We start from the raw sequence: 16,214 nt of genomic DNA, 5'->3' as shown, positions 1-16,214 counted from the left end.
GTTCGCCCGCCTGTGCGGGCGCCGATGAAGTCTTCTGGAAACCGCAACTCCCCCCCGGGGGTCAACTCGTCCTGTGCATGGTCCCGTTGCCGCCGCTCCGGCTGCGGGCACGTACTACGTCCAGAGCGTCACGACCGGGCTCAACGCGGCCGACAGTGGCGGCGCGGTCGAGCAGCACAGACCCCGGGGCAACGAGGACCGGCAGCAGTGGCAGCTGAAGCCCAACGGCTCCGGGTACCTCCTGGAGAGCGCCGACGCGCCCGGCAGCTGCCTCGGCCGCAGCGGTGACCAGGCCGCGACCGTCGCCTGCGCGAGCGCCGACGCCCCCTGGGAGATCACCCCACTCGACGCCGACCGCTACACGCTCAGAGTTCCGGGAACAGCCCGCCACCTCACCGTGGCGCCCAGACCCTCCGGAGCCGACTACCCCGCGCGCCTGGCCCTCGGAGGCGCGGGCGACCTCGCCGCCTGGTACCTCACCCCGGTCACCCCCGTCACCGGTCCCATGCCGCCGCAGGACCGCCGCACCCTGGACCAGGTCACGTTCCTCACCACGCACAACGCCTACGCCAACGGCGTCGACGGTGGCTTCGCCCCGCCCTTCGTCAACCTCGTGCCCAACCAGACCCGCGGCATCCAGCAGCAACTCGCCGACGGCGTACGCGGATTCATGCTGGACATCCACCAGACCCCCGACGGCGCGATCCTCTGCCACAACAGCTGCACCCTCGTCAGCAGACCCGTCGCCCTGTGGGTCGACCTCCAGCGCATGGTCGACTTCCTGAAGGCCCACCCCGACCAGTTCGTCACCGTCTTCCTGGAGGACTACGTCGACCCGGCCGTGCTGCGCGCCGAACTCGCCCGCGTCAACGGTCTGTCGGACGTGCTCTACCGGCCCGACCTCACCGGCGTACGGCACAGCGGCTGGCCGACGATGACGGAGCTGGCCGCCGCCGGCGACCGGCTGCTGATCTTCACCGACCACAGCCGCTCCGCCGACCAGGCCGCGGGGCTCACCCGGGACAGCTTCGGCGTCATGTACCAGCGGGAATGGACGGTCGAGAACCACTGGTCGATGGGCTCGGGCGTCGGCACCTCCGACTGGTCCTGCTACAGCCGCTGGTACGGCGCCGACACCAACATCCCGCTGACCCGCACCGAACCCGGGTTCCGGCCGTTGTTCGTCATGAACCACTTCCGCGACGTCCCGCTCGCGGGCACCGCCGGCACGGACAACACCAAACTCGCCGACCGCGCCCAGAGGTTCTGCCAGCCGGCGGCCCGCAAGAAGCCCAATTTCCTCGCCGTGGACCACTACGACCGAGGCAACCCGGCCTCCGCCGTCACCACGCTCAACTCGTACACGTACCCGTAAACCGGGTACATGGGCCCGGGCGTCATGTGTGAAACTCCGCCGATGAGCTCACAGACGATCACCGCGGCCGCCGCGGGCACCTGGCAACTCGGCGACCTGCCCGTCCACCGCCTCGGCTTCGGCGCGATGCGGCTGACGGGCAGCGCCGCCTTCCACCACGGCACGCCGAGCGACCGCGACCGGTCGATCGCCGTCCTGCGCAAGGCGATCGACCTCGGCGTGAACCACATCGACACGGCCGCCTTCTACTTCTCGTCCCTGCGCTCCGCCAACGAACTCATCAACAGCGCGCTCGCGCCCTACCCCGACGACCTGGTCATCGTCACCAAGGTGGGCCCGTACCGTGCCTACGACGGGGAGTGGGGCACCTCGGCCCGACCCGAGGACCTGCGCGGCCACGTCGAGGAGAACCTGCGCCAGCTCGGCCGCGACCACCTGGACGTGGTCAACCTGCGCCGGATGCCCAAGTACGACTCCATCGCCGAGCACTTCGGAGCCCTCGCCGAACTGCGTGACGCGGGCCTGATCCGGCACCTCGGCATCTCCAACGTCACGTCCCGCCATCTCGCCGAAGCCCGGGCCATCGCGCCGGTGGTCTGCGTCCAGAACCGGTACGCCCTCGACCGCCCCGACCCCGACTCCGACGAACTGCTCCGCGTCTGCGGCGAGGAGGGCATCGCCTTCGTGCCGTTCTACGCCGTCGCCGGCGAGACCGGTGAGCAAGGTGCCACCACCGCCCACGACGAAGACGTCCGCGCCGTGGCCCGGGCCCACGGTGCGAGCCCCGCCCAGATCCGCATCGCCTGGACCCTGCACCGGGGCCCCCACGTCCTCGCCATACCCGGCACCGGCAACCCCGAGCACCTCACGGAGAACGTGGCGGCGGGCGCGATCCGCCTCACCGACGAGGAACTGCAGCGGCTCGACTCGCGGCGCCACGAGGCCGGTTGAGCGACCGCTACACGGCCCAGACGCCCTCCCGCATGAGGTGCCTGCGGCGCAGCTCGTGCTGCTCGCACCACGCCTGCACCGCGCGCGGCCGCACCCGGAAGAACGCGTACGACGCGTGGTCCGTGCGCGGATCCCAGCCGGTCTTGGCGCGAAAGGCCTCGGCCGCCGCCGACGGCACCTCCTGCATCGGGTAGGTCCGCACCTCACCGTCGACGAGCACGACGTCCCGGGTGTCCCCGAAGGCCAGCCGGGCCCGCGCGCCGTCCCGCAGGTTCCGGCCGGTGGGGTTGGTCAGCCGGGTGCACAGCCACACCGCCTCGTCGTGCCACACGAACCACAACGGCACCAGACAGGGCACCCCCTCGGCATCCGCCGTCGCGACCCAGATGTCGATCTCCCGCTCCAAGCGGCCCAGCAGGTCGGCCTTGCGCTGTTCGGGGGTACGGGGAGGCTCGGTGATCGTCATGGAGGCGACGGTAGCGAGCGGCCGCGCCCGGCGCCTCGGGCCACAGCCCTAGGACCGGGCCCAGACTTTCGTCCGGCGCCTCGGGCCGCAAGTCCTAGTAGAGGATCGAGGGCAGGTAGGCCCCGTCGGGCCGGTTGTACAGACCGATGGTCATCAGGCTCATCAGCTGCACGACCTTGAGGCCGTTGGACAGGCACCACCTGAGCAGCGCGCTGTCGCTCGCGGGTACGAGGATGCCAGGACCGCCGAACTGCGGGGCCGCCGCGATCAGGGCCTGGAGGTCCGGGGCCGTCTCGCCCACGGCGTGCGCGAAGAAGGCCAGGTCGGTGGCGTATCCCGTGACCCGTCCTTCCCGCTCGACGACCCGGGCGGTGCCCTGTTTGAGCGCGTCGGCGACCTCGCCGCCACGGTCGACGCCATGGACCTGCCGGCACACGTCGTTGCAGGCGCCGAGGTCCGCGTCCGTCGCCTCCCGCACCTCGTACCCGGGCATCGCGCGCCGGATCGGCGGGCCCTGCACGCAGGCGACCGTGGCCCGGTGGGCGAAGCCCAGGCTCAGGTACAGCGAGAACGACCTGTTGTGGTAGCCGCTCTGCACCAGACGGATGCCCGGCGCCCCGCGCTCGTCGGCCCGCTTCATCACGTCCAGCATCAGGCTGCGGCCCACGCCCGCGTTCTGCACGGTGGGGTCGACGGTGACGGGCCCGACCCCGACGACGATCGAGCGTTCGTCGAGGAAGTTGCTGCCCACGATCCGCCCGTCGAGCTCGGCGACGACACTGTAGAAACCCGGGTGCGTCAGGGCTCCTTCGATCAACGCGACACCCACGTCGGGGCTCGGGATGTCGGGCGGGAACGCGTGCTGCTCGGCGATGCCGGCGAAGGCCTGGTAGCAGATCCTTCCGCACTCTGCGGCGTCGTCCGCAGTGCCCGGGCGCAGTATGAGATCCATGATCGCCATCCCCTTCTCGACCCCGCGCGGCGACCCACCCCTCGCTTCCCATCCTGTGCGCCTGGCGGTCGGGGCGCATCCGGCAGGGCGACCGACCCTAGGGCCTGTCGTTTGGTTCAGCCCGCAGACGCGGGGTTGAAAGAATCCGCCGATTCCCTGCGGCCTGATCCAAACCACAGGCCCTAGGTCTCCGGAGACTCAGGGCTGTCCAGATACTGCGCCACGCCCTCGCCCAGCGACCAATCGGCCGACTCGTTCTCGGTCAGCACGACGAACACGTTCCGCGGCTCGGTGCCCGCGTACGCGTGGGCGAGCTCGGCGGTCCGGCGGTACAGCGCCTGCTTCTGCGCGGGCGTACGACCGGAGCGCAGGGTGATCGCGATGTAAGCGATGCCCTCGTCGCGGTGTACGCCGAGGTAGTCGTCGTAGCGCAGGGTGCCGCTCGTTCCGTCGTGGTCCGCGAGGACCTGGAACCGGTCGTCGGACGGGATGCCGATCGTCTCGGTCAGGGCGTCGTGCACGGCACGGCCCAGTGCGGCCAGGCGCTCGGGCCCGGCGCGGAGCGTGTCGATGCGGACGAAAGGCATGGGACCTCCGGATGGGGCTGATCAGGGACTGTACATACTAGTAGTTACAGAGCTCGCCGCGGGGAGTCGGTCGAGTAGTTGGCATCCAGGGCGTAATACGTATAACCTCTCCGGTCAACCGCCCGCTCCGAGAGGCCCCGATGAGACGTATCGCCCTGGTCACCCTCGTCGTCGACGACTACGACGAGGCGATCCGCTTCTACACCGAGGCCCTCGGCTTCCGGCTCGCCGAGGACGCGCCCCGGCCCGACGGATCCCGCTGGGTCGTCGTCGAACCCGGCGCCCCGGGAGCGCCCACCGGTCTGCTGCTGGCCCGGGCCAAGGGAGAGGCGCAGGCCGCCCGGGTCGGGGACCAGACGGGTGGACGCGTCGGGTTCTTCCTGCACACCGACGACTTCGCCCGCGATCACGCCCGCATGACCGCGGCGGGCGTGACCTTCCTGGAGGATCCGCGGCACGAGCCGTACGGGACCGTCGCCGTCTTCCAGGACCTGTACGGCAACCGCTGGGACCTGCTCCAGCCCGCCGGCTGACCCCCTCCCGCCGCTTCGAACCACCCGCCCGAGGAAAGACCCGCCATGACTGCTACGCGCGTAGACGCCGATCTGATCCGCCGCCTCCCCAAGGCCGTGCTGCACGACCACCTCGACGGCGGCCTGCGCCCCGCCACCGTGGTGGAGCTGGCCGACGCGGTCGGTCACACTCTGCCCACCAGCGACCCGGACGAGCTCGCCGCCTGGTACTACGAGGCCGCCAACTCCGGCGATCTGGTGCGCTACATAGCCACCTTCGAACACACCCTCGCCGTCATGCAGACCCGCGAGGGCCTGCTGCGCACGGCCGAGGAGTACGTGCTCGACCTGGCCGCCGACGGTGTCGTGTACGGCGAGGTGCGCTACGCCCCCGAGCTGAACACCAACGGCGAGCTGACCATGGCCGAGGTCGTGGAGACCGTCCAGGAGGGCCTGGCGGCGGGCATGGCCAAGGCGGCCGCCGCGGGCACGCCGGTGCGGGTCGGCACCCTGCTGTGCGGGATGCGGATGTTCGACCGGGTGCGCGAGGCCGCCGATCTGGCCGTGGCCTTCCGCGACGCCGGTGTCGTCGGCTTCGACATCGCCGGTGCCGAGGACGGCTTCCCGCCCGCCGACCACCTCGCGGCCTTCGAGCACCTGCGCCGCGAGAACGTGCCGTTCACCATCCACGCCGGTGAGGCGCACGGCCTGCCCAGCATCCACCAGGCCCTCCAGGTGTGCGGCGCCCAGCGCATCGGGCACGGCGTACGGATCACCGACGACATCCCGGACCTCGCGTCGGGCAAGCTCGGCCGGCTCGCGGGCTGGGTGCGCGACCGGCGCATCGCGCTGGAGATGTGCCCGACGTCCAACCTCCAGACGGGCGCCGCCACCTCCATCGCCGAGCACCCGATCACCGCGCTCAAGAACCTCGGCTTCCGCGTCACCCTCAACACCGACAACCGCCTGGTGTCGGGCACCACGATGACCCGCGAGATGTCCCTGCTGGTCGAGCAGGCGGGCTGGACCGTCGAGGATCTGCGCACGGTCACCGTCAACGCACTGAAGAGCGCGTTCATCCCGTTCGACGAGCGCAACGCCCTCATCCGGGACGTGGTGCTGCCCGGTTACGCCGCCGCGCTCTGAAGCAGCCCCCGCAGGTAGGCGGCCTGTCCGACGTGCTGGAGATCGTCGGACAGGACGCTGACCAGCCGGACGCCCAGGGTGACCGGTGGGTCCCAGCGCTCGTCGATGACGCGATCCAGGTCCTTGGCGGCGAGGCCCCGCAGGGCGTCCAGGCTCTGCTCGTGCACGGCGTCGTGGTAGCCGGTCAGCAGCTCGGCCGAGTCGACCCGGACCCGGGCCACCTTGGCGGGACTGTGGCCGTAGCCCGTGTCGCGGCGGGGGAGGTCCAGTCCGAAGCGCTTCTCCCAGTCCTGGGACAGCCACACCTGTTCGTGGCCGAAGGCGTCGGCCATGTGGTCGTCCTGGACGCGGGTGAGGTGCCAGACCAGCCAGGCGATCGAGTTGGTGTCGGGGGAGGGGCGGGTGCTCAGCTCGTCGGGGCCGAGCCCCTCGACGGTGGCATGGACTTCTTCGCGGATGCGGTCGAAACCGTCGATGAGGATGTCCTTCGCATGCATAGCTCCACCATCGCGCATCGCAGGGGATCACGCGCCGGGGATCACGCGTCGGGAATCCAGCTCCCGTGGAAGCCCAGCGGCACCCGGCCCGGGAGATGGATCCGGGCCACCGGCTCCCCGGTGAAGTCCTGGGCCGCGAGGATCACCAGGTCCGACGCCCCGCGGCCGGGGTTGTGCACGTACGCGATCGCGTACCCGTCGTCCTCCGCCGCCCTCCCGTCACCCCGGTCGGACGGCACGAACACGGCCTCGCTCGCCGCCGCGCCCCCGGGCAGCCGGTGGACCTCGGACGTGCCGCGCAGCAGGTCGTGCTTGATGAGCGCGTTCGTGAAGGCCCCGTCGGGCGGGATGCCGTCGACCGCCTGGTAGGCGAGCGACATCTACACGGCCGCGGCCGCGTAGCCGTACCGGTGCCGACGGGACACCAGCGCCTCGTTGACCCGGGGAAACTCCTGGGGGCGGTCGTCGAGGGTCCTGGTCCGCATCCGCCCCTGCCGCAGGTCGATCGTCCAGCGGTCGAGCCGGGGGGGTCCGCCGTGTGGGGACCGCCCGAGCCGTTGCCGGGTGCCCTTGGAAGCCACGGCGTCCGCTCCCGCAACAGCCGCTCACCTCGGCCCCGGCCTCCGGCAGTGCGCCCAGGTCGTGGTTCAACCGGTGCCGCAGCAGCAGGAGTGGGATTGGATCCTTGCCGGGGTGGTGCGTGGCTGTGCCGCGTAGCGCTGTTCTCGACCGCGGGCCCTGCCCGATATCAGGGCCACCTTCCCTTCCAGCCGTTTCAATGCCCCTCCGGATTCGAAGCAACCGAATCCACAGCAGCTGAACCCAGAGCGTCCGAGATGGACTTGACGCCGCCATGCGTGGTGAGTCCGCCGTCGACCGGGATCTCGGCGCCGGTGATGAAGGAGGCCTCGTCGGACAGGAGGAAGACCACGAGCGGGGCGACCTCGTCCACCGTGCCGGTGCGGCCGAGCGGGGTCTCTCGGATGTTCGCCTCGCGGAAGGCAGGGGCGGCGGAGGCGGTCATCTCGGTCTCGATGAAGCCGGGGTGAATCGTGTTGACGCGGATGCCGCGCGGGCCGAGCTCCGTGGCCGCGGTCTTCGACAGGCCGCGCAGTGCCCATTTGCTGGTCGTGTAGGCGACCGGGTAGTGGCCGCTGAGCGCGGCGGTGGAACCGACGTTGACGATGGACGAGCCGGGCGGCATCAGCGGCGTCAGGTGCTGGATGCCCAGCAGCGGGCCGGTGACGTTGATGGCGTGGACTCGGGCGAAGTCGTCGGGGCTCACATCGCCGAGGCGGGCGCGCCAGGTGATGCCCGCGTTGTTGACCAGGCCGTGCACCTGGCCGTACGACTCCCTCAGTTCGGCGGCCAGCTGCGCCCAGTGCTCCTCGTCGGTGACGTCGAGGCGGCGGCAGCCGGGGGCCTCGGTCACGTCGGTGGCGATGACGCGGGCGCCTTCCCGGGTCAGGGCCTCGGCCTCGGCGGCGCCCTGGCCGCGCGCGGCGCCGGTGACGACGACGACCTTGCCGAGGAGTCCCTTGGGGTACAGATCGTTCACGGCCGCTCCCGGCTGCGGCGGCGAGCGGTCGGCAGTGGCTCCGGGTTCCTGCCCGAGACCACGGTGTTGGAGACGGTGCCGATGCCCTCCACGGTGAGGGTGACGGTGTCTCCCGGCTTCAGCGGGGGCGGGGACTGCGCGCCCCGGACGCCCCACAGCTCGGCGAGGCAGCCGCCGTTTCCGCAGGTGCCGGAGCCGAGCACGTCGCCGGGGCGGACGACGGTGCCGCGGGAGGCGTAGGCGACCATCTCCTCGAAGGTCCAGCTCATGTTGGACAGCAGGTCCTTGCCGACGACCTCGCCGTTCACCGAGGCGGTCAGCGCCAGGCGCAGAAAGCCGTCGGTGTCGCGGTACCGCTCCAGCTCGTCGGCGGTGACCAGGTACGGGCCGAGGGTGGCGGCCGTGTCCTTGCCCTTGCACGGGCCGAGGCGGACCTGCATCTCGCGGGACTGCAGGTCGCGGGCCGACCAGTCGTTGAAGACGGTGTAGCCGATGATGTGGTCCCGTGCCTGTTCTGGCGTCAGGTCCCGCCCCTCCCGGCCGATGACGGCGGCGACCTCCAGCTCGAAGTCGAGGACTTCGCTGCCCGGCGGTACCGGGACGTCGTCGTGGGCGCCGATGACGGCGTACGGGTTGGTGAAGTAGAACGTCGGGGCGTCGTACCAGGCTTCCGGCACCCCGCCGACGCCGTCCACGGACCGCCGTACGCCTTCGACGTGTTCCTCGAAGGTGACGAAGTCCCGCACGGTGGGCGGCTGAAGCGGTGGCAGCAGCCGCACCTCGGACACGTGAGGGCCCGGCGGGACGTCGAGCGTGGCGGCGCCGGCGCGCAGGAGCGCGTCGAGTCCGTCGCCGCGGCTGATCAGCTCCGTGAGCGAGCGCGCCCCGGGAACGGGGTGGAGGGTGCGGTCCTCCTCCACGACGGCGACCCGTCTCTGGTGTCGATGTTCATAGGTGGCGAAACGCATGCACGGCTCCAGGCTCCGGCGGTCTTCGGCAGCGGTGGGAACCGGGGACGCGGCAAGGGCGTCAGGGCGGTGACAGGGCCACCGCGTCCCCGGGGTTCGAGGGGGTCAGACCGGCGGGGCGACGAAGCAGCCGCGGTCGACGTCGTTGAAGGACTCCTTGGCGACCAGTTCGTTCATGGGATTGGCGGTGCCCCACTGGTCGGTGACCTCGGGCTGGGAGAAGTCGTAGACGTGGGGGTGCCAGGTGTCCTCGTCCAGCAGCTCCAACTCCGTCGTGTACTCGACGGTGTTGCCGTGCGGGTCGAGGAAGTACGTGAAGGTGTTGTCGCCCGCCAGGTGTCGGCCCGGACCCCAGACCTTCTTGAAGCCGGCGCGGATCACGCGGCCGGAGCCGCGCATGTACTCGTCCAGGCCGCGCATCTCGAAGGAGACGTGGTGCAGGGAGGTGTGCGGGCCCTTGGCCAGGGCCATCGAGTGGTGCTGGTTGGAGATCCGCATGAAGTGCATGACCTCGCCCATGTGCGGCGAGCTGAGCGTGTCGGAGAGCCGGAAGCCGAGGTGGGTCTCGTACCACTCACGGGTCTTGTCCAGGTCCGGCGAGTTGAGCACCACGTGCGACAGGCGGACCGGGATCGCCTCCTTCTCCTCGATACGGCGGTGCTGCCGGGCCTCGACATCGGCGGAGACCTCGATGGTGCGGCCGTCGACGTCGAAGAAGCGGAAGCCGTAGCCGCCTCCGGGTGTGTCGATCTTGCCCGGCTGGGAGATCAACTGCACGCCTCCCGCGAGGAGTTGCTCGGCGAGAGTGTCCACGTCCTCGGTGGAGCCGGCGCCGTACGAGACGAGGTCGAGGCGCTTCTCCTCGGCCTTGCGCAGCCGCACCACGTACTGCTCGGGGCTGCCCTCGGCGGCGAGGAACGAGATGCCGGAGTCCTCGGCGACCTGGGTCAGGCCCCAGACGCCGGCGTAGAAGTCGAGCTGCTTGTCGTAGTCGGGCACGGCGAGGTCGACGTGGCGCAGATGGGTGAGCAGGCGTGCGCTCATGGCGGTTCTCCTGTGCGGGGGTCAGGTGAGGCGCAGCAGCGTTGTCGCGTTGCCACCGCGCACGGCGTGGAAGTCGTCGTCGGGCAGGCGTGCGGCGCGCAGTGCGCCGACGGGGTCCTCGGTGCCCATGTCGAAGGGGAAATCGGAGCCGAGCAGCACACGGTCCGCGCCGACCGCGCCGATCAGTGCCCGCAGTACCTGCGGGTCGTGGACCAGGGAGTCGAAGTACAAGCGCTTGAGATAGCTGCTGGGCAGGTGGGCGCAGCCCGCGCCCGCGTCGGAGCGGGCCGACCAGGCGTGGTCGGAGCGGCCGATTTGGGTGGGCAGATAGCCGCCCCCGTGCGCGGCGATGACCTTCAGCTCCGGGTGCCGGTCCAGCACCCCCGAGAAGATCAGGTGCGAGAGCGCGACGGCGTTCTCGGTGGGCTGGCCGACGGTGTTGGACAGGTACCACTGGTCGAGGCGCTCGTCGAGCGTGCAGCCGAAGGGGTGCAGGAAGAGGATCGCGCCCGTCTCCTCGGCCCGGGTCCAGAAGGGTTCGTACGCCGGATCCGACAGCTCCCGGCTGGGCCCCTCCTGCCCGATGGCGGGCAAGGAGGGAGCGTGCGAGGAGATTTCGACACCCAACAGGCCCATGCCCATGGCGAGTTCGAGCGCGCGCACCGCCGATTCCGGGTGCTGCAGGGGGACGAGGCCCAGACCGTGCAGCCGGCCGGGCGCCTGGGCGCAGTGGGCGGCCGTCGCCTCGTTGGCGAGGCGGTACACCTTCTCCGCCGTCTCCTCGTCCGCCCAGTAGTGGTAGTGCGAGGGCGACGGGCTGACCAGCTGGACGTCCACACCCTGCGCGTCCATCGCGGCCAGTCGTACGGCGACGTCCGTCAGCCTCGGGATCCGCTCGGCGACCATGGGGCCGCTGACGGCCAGGGCCGCGGGCCCGTTGCGGCGGGCGTCGAGGGCCTTGGCCTGTGCCAGGCCCGGGAGGCCGGCCACCAGGGCCTCGACCTCGGGGATCAGGACGTGCGCGTGTACGTCGACCGTCGGGGAAGTGCGCGCGTCCGTGCTCGACGAGGGGCGTCTCCCGGCGGTGGCCGGGGGCGGGTGGGCCGTCACGGCAGCTCCTTGAGCACCGGCATGGTGGCGTCCAGCAGCCCGGGCACGTCACCGGGCACGCCGTCGAGCTGCCACTGCCCGATCTGCACGGACGCTTCGACGACCATCCGGACCCGGTCGATCCGTCGCTCGTAGTAGCGCGTGAACAGTTCCTCGTCCCAAGCGGATCCGCTGGTCAGCAGCTGGGACAGCACCCAGGCGTCCTCCAGGGCCATCGCCGCGCCCTGGGCCATCGTGGGCGGGCAGCAGTGCGCGGCGTCGCCGATGAGGACGACCCGGCCCCGGTGCCAGGACCCCTCGACCAGCATCCGGTCGAACCATGTGTAGTTCACCTGCGCCGGGTCGGTGATCGAGTCACGGATCTCGTCCCAGGCACCGCCGTAGCCCTCGGCGAGGCGGCGCATCTCCTGAGCGTAGGACTCGGGCGGGATCATTGCGCGGTCGCGGCCGGCCTCCACCAGATAGGCGTAGATCGTGTCCTCGCTGGTGGGCGTGTAGCCGGCGATGTAGCAGGGTCCTCCGTGGGAGAGGACGCTGCACTCCACTCCGGCCGGGCGGGGCGCCGGGACACGCCAGATGGCCATGCCGGTCGGCTCGGGTCTGACGTCGATGCCTATGGCGGCGCGGGTCGCGGAGTGCAGGCCGTCGGCGGCCACGACGAGGTCGTAGCGGCCCTCGGTGCCGTCACTGAACCGGACGGTCGCTGACGTGTCGTCCTCGGTGAGGATCTCGGCGGTGGTGCCGAGCCGGACGTTCGCGCCGGATGCCCGGACGGCGTCGACGAGGATGCGCTGGAGCACCGGGCGCTGCATGCCCAGGGTGGCGGGGAGGTCGTCTCCGCCGGTGCGCAGGACCTCGCCGACGTGCAGCACGGTGCCGTCGGGCGCCGTCAGCCCCAGGGAGTCGAAGCCGAAGCCGTGCTCGTGGACCTCGTCCCAGACGCCGATCTCGCGCAGCACGCGCAGGGCGTTGCCCTGAAGGGTGATGCCGGAGCCGCGTACGTTCCAGTCCGGCCTGGCCTCGACGAGGTCGACGTCGATGCCGGCCCGCCGCAGCAGCACGGTCGTGACGTTGCCGGAGGTGCCCCCTCCGATGACCAGGACTCTCTTTCCTTCCATGACCAACTCCTTTGTTGGGCGGGTCACTTGACGGCGACCGGATTGACGGGGGAGCCGACGGCTCCGGTGATGGGCAGGGGCGCGGCGGTGAGCCAGAACTCGTACACGCCGTCGCGGGCGCAGTCGTCCGCGAGAGCGTCGGGGTCCCACATCTCGCCGATCAGCAGGCCCATGTTGGGAATGACGACCTGGTGCAGCGGCTGGAAGGCGCCGTCGAACTCGTTCGGCCGTACCTCGAAGCCCCACGTGTCGGTGGCGATCGCGGCGATCTCGCTCGCGTGCAGCCAGCCGGCGGTGGTGAAGGACAGGCCGGGCGAGTCTCCGCCCGCGTAGTCGCCCCAGCCCTCGCGGCGGGCGCGCGCCAGCCGCCCGGTCCGGACGACGACGATGTCACCGCGGCCGACGGCCACGCCGTGCGCCTCGGCCGTCGCGGTCAGGTGTTCCCCGGTGATCGCGAAACCGTCCGGCAGTTCCCCGCGTTCGCCGCCGATCACCCGGCCGACGTCGAGGAGGACTCCGCGCCCGGCGACGTACGGGGCCATGTGCTCGATGCCGGTGACCAGATCGCCGTCCGAGGTGACGGTCTTCGCGGCGTCCCGTCCGTTCCACGCCTTGCCGTGGTCGAAGATGTGCCCGAGCCCGTCCCACTGGGTGGAGCACTGCAGGGGCATCGTGATCACGTCGTCGGCGCCGCCGATGCCGTGCGGAAAGCCCTGATTGCCCAGCGCCGCGTCCGTTCCCGTGTCCAGCATGGTGTGGACGGGGTTGGTGCGGCGCCGCCAGCCCTTCTGCGGGCCGTTCATGTCGAACCGCTGCGACAGCGAGAAACTCACGCCCCGGCGGACCAGTGCCGCACCCTCGCGGCGCTTGGCCTCGTCGAGGAGGTTCAGCGTGCCGAGGACGTCGTCCTCGCCCCAACGCCCCCAGTTGGAGTACCGCTTGGCGGCCTCGGTGATGGCGCCCTCGGCGTCCGTGGGGTCGGGCGGGGCCGTCACGACGCGGTCCTCCCGGCGACACAGCGGGTGCGCTGCGAGCCCAGACCCGTGATGGAACCCTCCATGACGTCGCCGTCGCGCAGCAGCCGTCCCCAGTGCATGCCGTTGCCGGCCGGACTGCCGGTCAGCACCAGGTCGCCGGGCAGGAGCCGGGCGGTCCGGGAGATGTACGACACCAGCCGGGCGATGCCGAAGAGCATGTCCTTGGTGGACTCGTCCTGCATGGTCTCGCCGTTGAGCTTCAGCGTGACGCGCAGGTCACCCGGGTCGGCGATCGACTCGGCGGGCACGATCCACGGGCCGAGCGGGGTGAAGCCGGGGGCGTTCTTGCAGCGCAGCCAGTCGGTGCCGATGGCGGGCATGTCCCGGCGGAAGACGGTGGCGCGGTCGGTGAGGTCGTTGGCGATGGTGTAGCCGGCCACGTACTCCAGGGCCTCCTCGACCGTCACCCGGTAGGCGGGCCTCGCCATGACGGCCGCCAACTCCAGCTCCCAGTCCGGCTGTTCGGCCCAGTCCGGGAGTACGACGTCGTCGAAGGGGCCGGTGATAGCGCTCGGCAGGCCGATGAACACGTACGGCAGGTCCTCGGCCGCCCGCCGGTCCATGACCGCGGCGATCTCCGCGCGCGCCTCCTCCACGGTGCGGGGGTCGTCGGGGGAGCGGTGGGCGACCTCCAGGTCGATCACGTGCTGCCGGTAGTTGGCACCGGACTGGAAGACCTGGCGGGGCTCGACCGGCGCGTGCGCCCGCAGGTGCTCCAACGGCCGCCAGCCGGCCGTCTCGTCGGCCGCGAGCTCGTGCAGGCGAGGGAGCATCTCGTCCCAGCGGTCGTAGATCCCCCTGGCCGTCAGGGCCGGCTCCCCGAGGGCCGTACGAAGATCCAGCACGCGCCCCCCGGGGATCACAAGACCGGGGAAAGATGCCTGTTCAGGCGAGGAGAGGACGCCAAGGGCGAAGGGTCCGGAGAAGGACGCGGAAGCGGCTGCGGGTTTCACGGGAATGTCCTCCAGATTGCGGTGGGACCAATGTGACCCTCACCGCGTAATCTGGGAAATCGATTCTTTAGATGATGATCATCTGTGGTGCAAATGTTGCCGCCGTAAGCGGCCTCGCTCTGGAGGCGTCGTGTCCCTCTCCGGCCTCGATCTCAACCTCGTCCTGTCCCTGCGGGCCCTGCTGGAGGAACGCAACGTCACCCGCGCCGGGCAGCGCGTCGGGCTCAGCCAGCCGGCGATGAGCGCGGCCCTGGCCCGTCTGCGCCGTCACTTCGACGACGACCTGCTCGCGCGCGTCGGCAAACAGTACGAACTGACCGCCCTCGGCCGCGCTCTGCTGGACCGCACCTCGACCGCCTGCGACCTGCTGGAACGGGTCTTCAGCAGCAGGGCCGACTTCGCCCCGGGCAGCGAGGAGCACGAGTTCACCCTGCTCACCTCCGACTACGCCCTCGCCGTGTTCGGCGCCGAGCTCGCCCGGACCGTGCACGCCGAGGCCCCGGGAGTACGGCTGCGCTTCCAGCGGACGCCCATCGACGTCACGGAGGACACGACACCGCTGCTCAGCACAGCCGACGGGCTGTTGATGCCGCGCGGCATCATCGGCGGTTTCCCCGCCGTCGACCTGTTCACCGACCGCTGGGCCTTCCTGGTCGCCGAGGCCAACGACGAGGTCGGCGACCAGCTGACCATGGACGACCTGGCCCGGCTGCCCTGGGTCATCTACCAGCGCGCCTACGACGCTCCGGCCGCCCGGCAGCTGAGCATGCTCGGCGTCGATCCCCGCGTGGAGATCTCCGTCGACAGCTTCCAGGCGCTGCCCTTCCTTGTCGCCGGCACCCGCCGGATCGCTCTGGTCCAGCAGCGCCTGGCCGAGCTGCTGCGCGGCGTGGCCGCCGTACGCCTCATGGAACCTCCCTACGGGGCGGTCCCTCTCCAGGAGGCACTGTGGTGGCACCCGGTGCACACCCATGACGCGGCCCACATCTGGCTGCGCGAGACCGCGGCCCGCGTGGGAGCGCAGCTGGCCGCTTCCGATCCCGGCCGTATCGCCACGGTCGCACCGAGATAGCGGGCCCGTGCAGGTGCCTGGCATCCAAGGCCCGGATGATCCACATCTTCGATATCGATCGGATGAGGGCTAGGCAGGACCTGCCCGTTGACCCATAGTCGTCACCACCCGGCGCCGGAGCCACACCATCCCCCGCTGCCGGGACCGGGCAGGCGCCCGGCGAGCCGGCCCGCCGCGACGCCCGGCAGTCATCGGCTCCCCGCTCCGAACCTGCCACGGACACCGGGCGGCCCGATCACGACGGCCGCACCATCCCGTCCCCCTCCCGACCCGCCACGTGGAGTTCCCGCATGCCTGCACCCATGCCCCCGCTCTCGTCCCCGCCTCCCGCGGCTGTCGCGGACGCCCCGCCCGAGCAGACCGTGTCCGGCCCCGGCCACCGGCTTCGCCTCATGCTGCTGATGGCTGGAAGCTGCCTGCCCATCCTGGGCGCCGTGCTCATCGCCCCCGTCCTGCCGCAGATGCAGTCCCACTTCGCCGACGTGCCGGGCGTCGACGCGCTCGTCCCCATGGCCCTGACCATCCCCGCCCTCTCCCTGGCGCTGCTGGCCCCCTTCGCCGGCGTCATCGTCGACCGGCTCGGCCGCAAACGCCTGCTCGTCGTCTCGACCGTGCTGTACGCGATCCTCGGCACCGCCCCCCTGTGGCTGGACTTCCTCGGCGCCATCGTCGCCAGCCGCGCCCTCGTCGGTGTCGCCGAAGCTGCCATCATGACCTGCAGCACCACGCTGATCGGCGACTACTACTCCGGCCGGCAACGCGACCGCTACCTCGCGATGCAGACGATGTGCGCCTCGATCTCAGCGACGGCCTTCTTCGTGCTGGGCGGCGCGGCCGGATCGGCCGGCTGGCGCGCACCGTTCTGGGC

At 71.1% G+C, this 16,214-nt stretch carries 16 protein-coding genes and 2 pseudogenes; 6 read left to right on the top strand and 12 right to left on the bottom strand.

The features are described from left to right. Nucleotides 1–91: 91 nt before the first annotated feature. Nucleotides 92–1,375, top strand: a pseudogene (locus tag ABT116_RS29585) (phosphoinositide-specific phospholipase C-related protein); the annotation flags it as partial. Between the two features lie 42 nt (nucleotides 1,376–1,417). Continuing rightward, nucleotides 1,418–2,326 (top strand): oxidoreductase, encoded by a 909-nt coding sequence (locus tag ABT116_RS29580; RefSeq protein ID WP_351640162.1) that lies wholly within the window; start codon nucleotides 1,418–1,420, stop codon nucleotides 2,324–2,326. Nucleotides 2,327–2,333: 7 nt separating this feature from the next. On the opposite strand, the gene ABT116_RS29575 is transcribed toward ABT116_RS29580, so the two are convergent. From ABT116_RS29575 to ABT116_RS29565, 3 genes are all read right to left on the bottom strand, one after another. Then, complete coding sequence (locus tag ABT116_RS29575; RefSeq protein WP_351640160.1) at nucleotides 2,334–2,792, bottom strand: pyridoxamine 5'-phosphate oxidase family protein; 459 nt, start codon at nucleotides 2,790–2,792, stop codon at nucleotides 2,334–2,336. Nucleotides 2,793–2,886: 94 nt separating this feature from the next. After that, nucleotides 2,887–3,744 (bottom strand): GNAT family N-acetyltransferase, encoded by an 858-nt coding sequence (locus tag ABT116_RS29570; RefSeq protein WP_351640159.1) that lies wholly within the window; start codon nucleotides 3,742–3,744, stop codon nucleotides 2,887–2,889. 182 nt (nucleotides 3,745–3,926) lie between these two features. Continuing rightward, a complete protein-coding gene (locus tag ABT116_RS29565) occupies nucleotides 3,927–4,331 on the bottom strand; it encodes a tautomerase family protein (RefSeq protein ID WP_351640157.1) in 405 nt (134 codons plus the stop codon). Between the two features lie 140 nt (nucleotides 4,332–4,471). Here ABT116_RS29565 and ABT116_RS29560 point away from each other — a divergent pair, with 140 nt between their 5' ends. After that, nucleotides 4,472–4,864, top strand: a complete 393-nt coding sequence (locus tag ABT116_RS29560) for a VOC family protein (RefSeq protein WP_351640155.1) — start codon at nucleotides 4,472–4,474, stop codon at nucleotides 4,862–4,864. Between the two features lie 45 nt (nucleotides 4,865–4,909). Next, entirely contained in the window at nucleotides 4,910–5,989 is a 1,080-nt protein-coding gene (locus ABT116_RS29555) for an adenosine deaminase (RefSeq protein WP_351640153.1), read from the top strand. On the opposite strand, the gene ABT116_RS29550 is transcribed toward ABT116_RS29555, so the two are convergent. The 9 genes and pseudogenes from ABT116_RS29550 to ABT116_RS29510 form a co-directional block, all read right to left on the bottom strand. Further along, a complete protein-coding gene (locus ABT116_RS29550) occupies nucleotides 5,971–6,486 on the bottom strand; it encodes a mycothiol transferase (protein ID WP_351640151.1) in 516 nt (171 codons plus the stop codon). The genes ABT116_RS29555 and ABT116_RS29550 overlap by 19 nt on opposite strands. A gap of 41 nt (nucleotides 6,487–6,527) precedes the next feature. Further along, a pseudogene (locus ABT116_RS29545) lies at nucleotides 6,528–6,971 on the bottom strand (carotenoid oxygenase family protein). A 290-nt stretch (nucleotides 6,972–7,261) separates the two neighbouring features. After that, on the bottom strand, nucleotides 7,262–8,044 hold the full coding sequence (locus tag ABT116_RS29540) for an SDR family NAD(P)-dependent oxidoreductase (protein WP_351640149.1): 783 nt from the start codon (nucleotides 8,042–8,044) through the stop codon (nucleotides 7,262–7,264). Continuing rightward, nucleotides 8,041–9,012, bottom strand: coding sequence for a fumarylacetoacetate hydrolase family protein (locus ABT116_RS29535; RefSeq protein ID WP_351640147.1), 972 nt, complete (start codon nucleotides 9,010–9,012; stop codon nucleotides 8,041–8,043). The genes ABT116_RS29540 and ABT116_RS29535 overlap by 4 nt, the downstream gene beginning before the upstream one ends. A gap of 105 nt (nucleotides 9,013–9,117) precedes the next feature. Further along, entirely contained in the window at nucleotides 9,118–10,056 is a 939-nt protein-coding gene (locus tag ABT116_RS29530; protein ID WP_351640143.1) for a VOC family protein, read from the bottom strand. A gap of 21 nt (nucleotides 10,057–10,077) precedes the next feature. Beyond that, nucleotides 10,078–11,166: an amidohydrolase family protein gene (locus ABT116_RS29525; protein WP_351640140.1), complete on the bottom strand. Its 1,089-nt coding sequence runs from the start codon at nucleotides 11,164–11,166 to the stop codon at nucleotides 10,078–10,080. Next, on the bottom strand, nucleotides 11,163–12,284 hold the full coding sequence (locus tag ABT116_RS29520) for an FAD-dependent oxidoreductase (protein ID WP_351640137.1): 1,122 nt from the start codon (nucleotides 12,282–12,284) through the stop codon (nucleotides 11,163–11,165). The genes ABT116_RS29525 and ABT116_RS29520 overlap by 4 nt, the downstream gene beginning before the upstream one ends. Before the next feature lie 23 nt (nucleotides 12,285–12,307). Continuing rightward, the gene (locus ABT116_RS29515; RefSeq protein ID WP_351640135.1) at nucleotides 12,308–13,279 is read right to left on the bottom strand and encodes a cyclase family protein; all 972 of its coding nucleotides are present in this window, start codon (nucleotides 13,277–13,279) and stop codon (nucleotides 12,308–12,310) included. Then, nucleotides 13,276–14,274, bottom strand: a complete 999-nt coding sequence (locus ABT116_RS29510) for a fumarylacetoacetate hydrolase family protein (RefSeq protein ID WP_351640133.1) — start codon at nucleotides 14,272–14,274, stop codon at nucleotides 13,276–13,278. Before ABT116_RS29510 ends, ABT116_RS29515 begins: the two co-directional genes overlap by 4 nt. A gap of 130 nt (nucleotides 14,275–14,404) precedes the next feature. On the opposite strand from ABT116_RS29510, the gene ABT116_RS29505 reads away from it, so the two are divergent. After that, nucleotides 14,405–15,346 carry a LysR family transcriptional regulator gene (locus ABT116_RS29505; protein ID WP_351640132.1) on the top strand — a complete coding sequence of 314 codons (942 nt, stop codon included), beginning with the start codon at nucleotides 14,405–14,407 and terminating at the stop codon, nucleotides 15,344–15,346. Between the two features lie 290 nt (nucleotides 15,347–15,636). Beyond that, nucleotides 15,637–16,214 (top strand): MFS transporter (locus tag ABT116_RS29500; RefSeq protein WP_351640131.1); only part of this gene is annotated, 578 nt, incomplete at its 3' end.

The organism is Streptomyces sp. NPDC002130, from assembly GCF_040296465.1.
Lineage (GTDB): Bacteria > Actinomycetota > Actinomycetes > Streptomycetales > Streptomycetaceae > Streptomyces.
The sequence above is the reverse complement of the archived record's forward strand: the minus strand, read 5'-3'. Positions and strand labels throughout refer to the sequence as shown.

What these genes read in the sequence shown, in the direction of transcription:
- ABT116_RS29580 (WP_351640162.1), top strand. Translation starts at nt 1,418, where the DNA reads ATGAGCTCACAGACGATCACCGCGGCCGCCGCGGGCACCTGGCAACTC.
- ABT116_RS29575 (WP_351640160.1), bottom strand. Translation starts at nt 2,792, where the DNA reads ATGACGATCACCGAGCCTCCCCGTACCCCCGAACAGCGCAAGGCCGAC.
- ABT116_RS29570 (WP_351640159.1), bottom strand. Translation starts at nt 3,744, where the DNA reads ATGGATCTCATACTGCGCCCGGGCACTGCGGACGACGCCGCAGAGTGC.
- ABT116_RS29565 (WP_351640157.1), bottom strand. Translation starts at nt 4,331, where the DNA reads ATGCCTTTCGTCCGCATCGACACGCTCCGCGCCGGGCCCGAGCGCCTG.
- ABT116_RS29560 (WP_351640155.1), top strand. Translation starts at nt 4,472, where the DNA reads ATGAGACGTATCGCCCTGGTCACCCTCGTCGTCGACGACTACGACGAG.
- ABT116_RS29555 (WP_351640153.1), top strand. Translation starts at nt 4,910, where the DNA reads ATGACTGCTACGCGCGTAGACGCCGATCTGATCCGCCGCCTCCCCAAG.
- ABT116_RS29550 (WP_351640151.1), bottom strand. Translation starts at nt 6,486, where the DNA reads ATGCATGCGAAGGACATCCTCATCGACGGTTTCGACCGCATCCGCGAA.
- ABT116_RS29535 (WP_351640147.1), bottom strand. Translation starts at nt 9,012, where the DNA reads ATGCGTTTCGCCACCTATGAACATCGACACCAGAGACGGGTCGCCGTC.
- ABT116_RS29530 (WP_351640143.1), bottom strand. Translation starts at nt 10,056, where the DNA reads ATGAGCGCACGCCTGCTCACCCATCTGCGCCACGTCGACCTCGCCGTG.
- ABT116_RS29520 (WP_351640137.1), bottom strand. Translation starts at nt 12,284, where the DNA reads ATGGAAGGAAAGAGAGTCCTGGTCATCGGAGGGGGCACCTCCGGCAAC.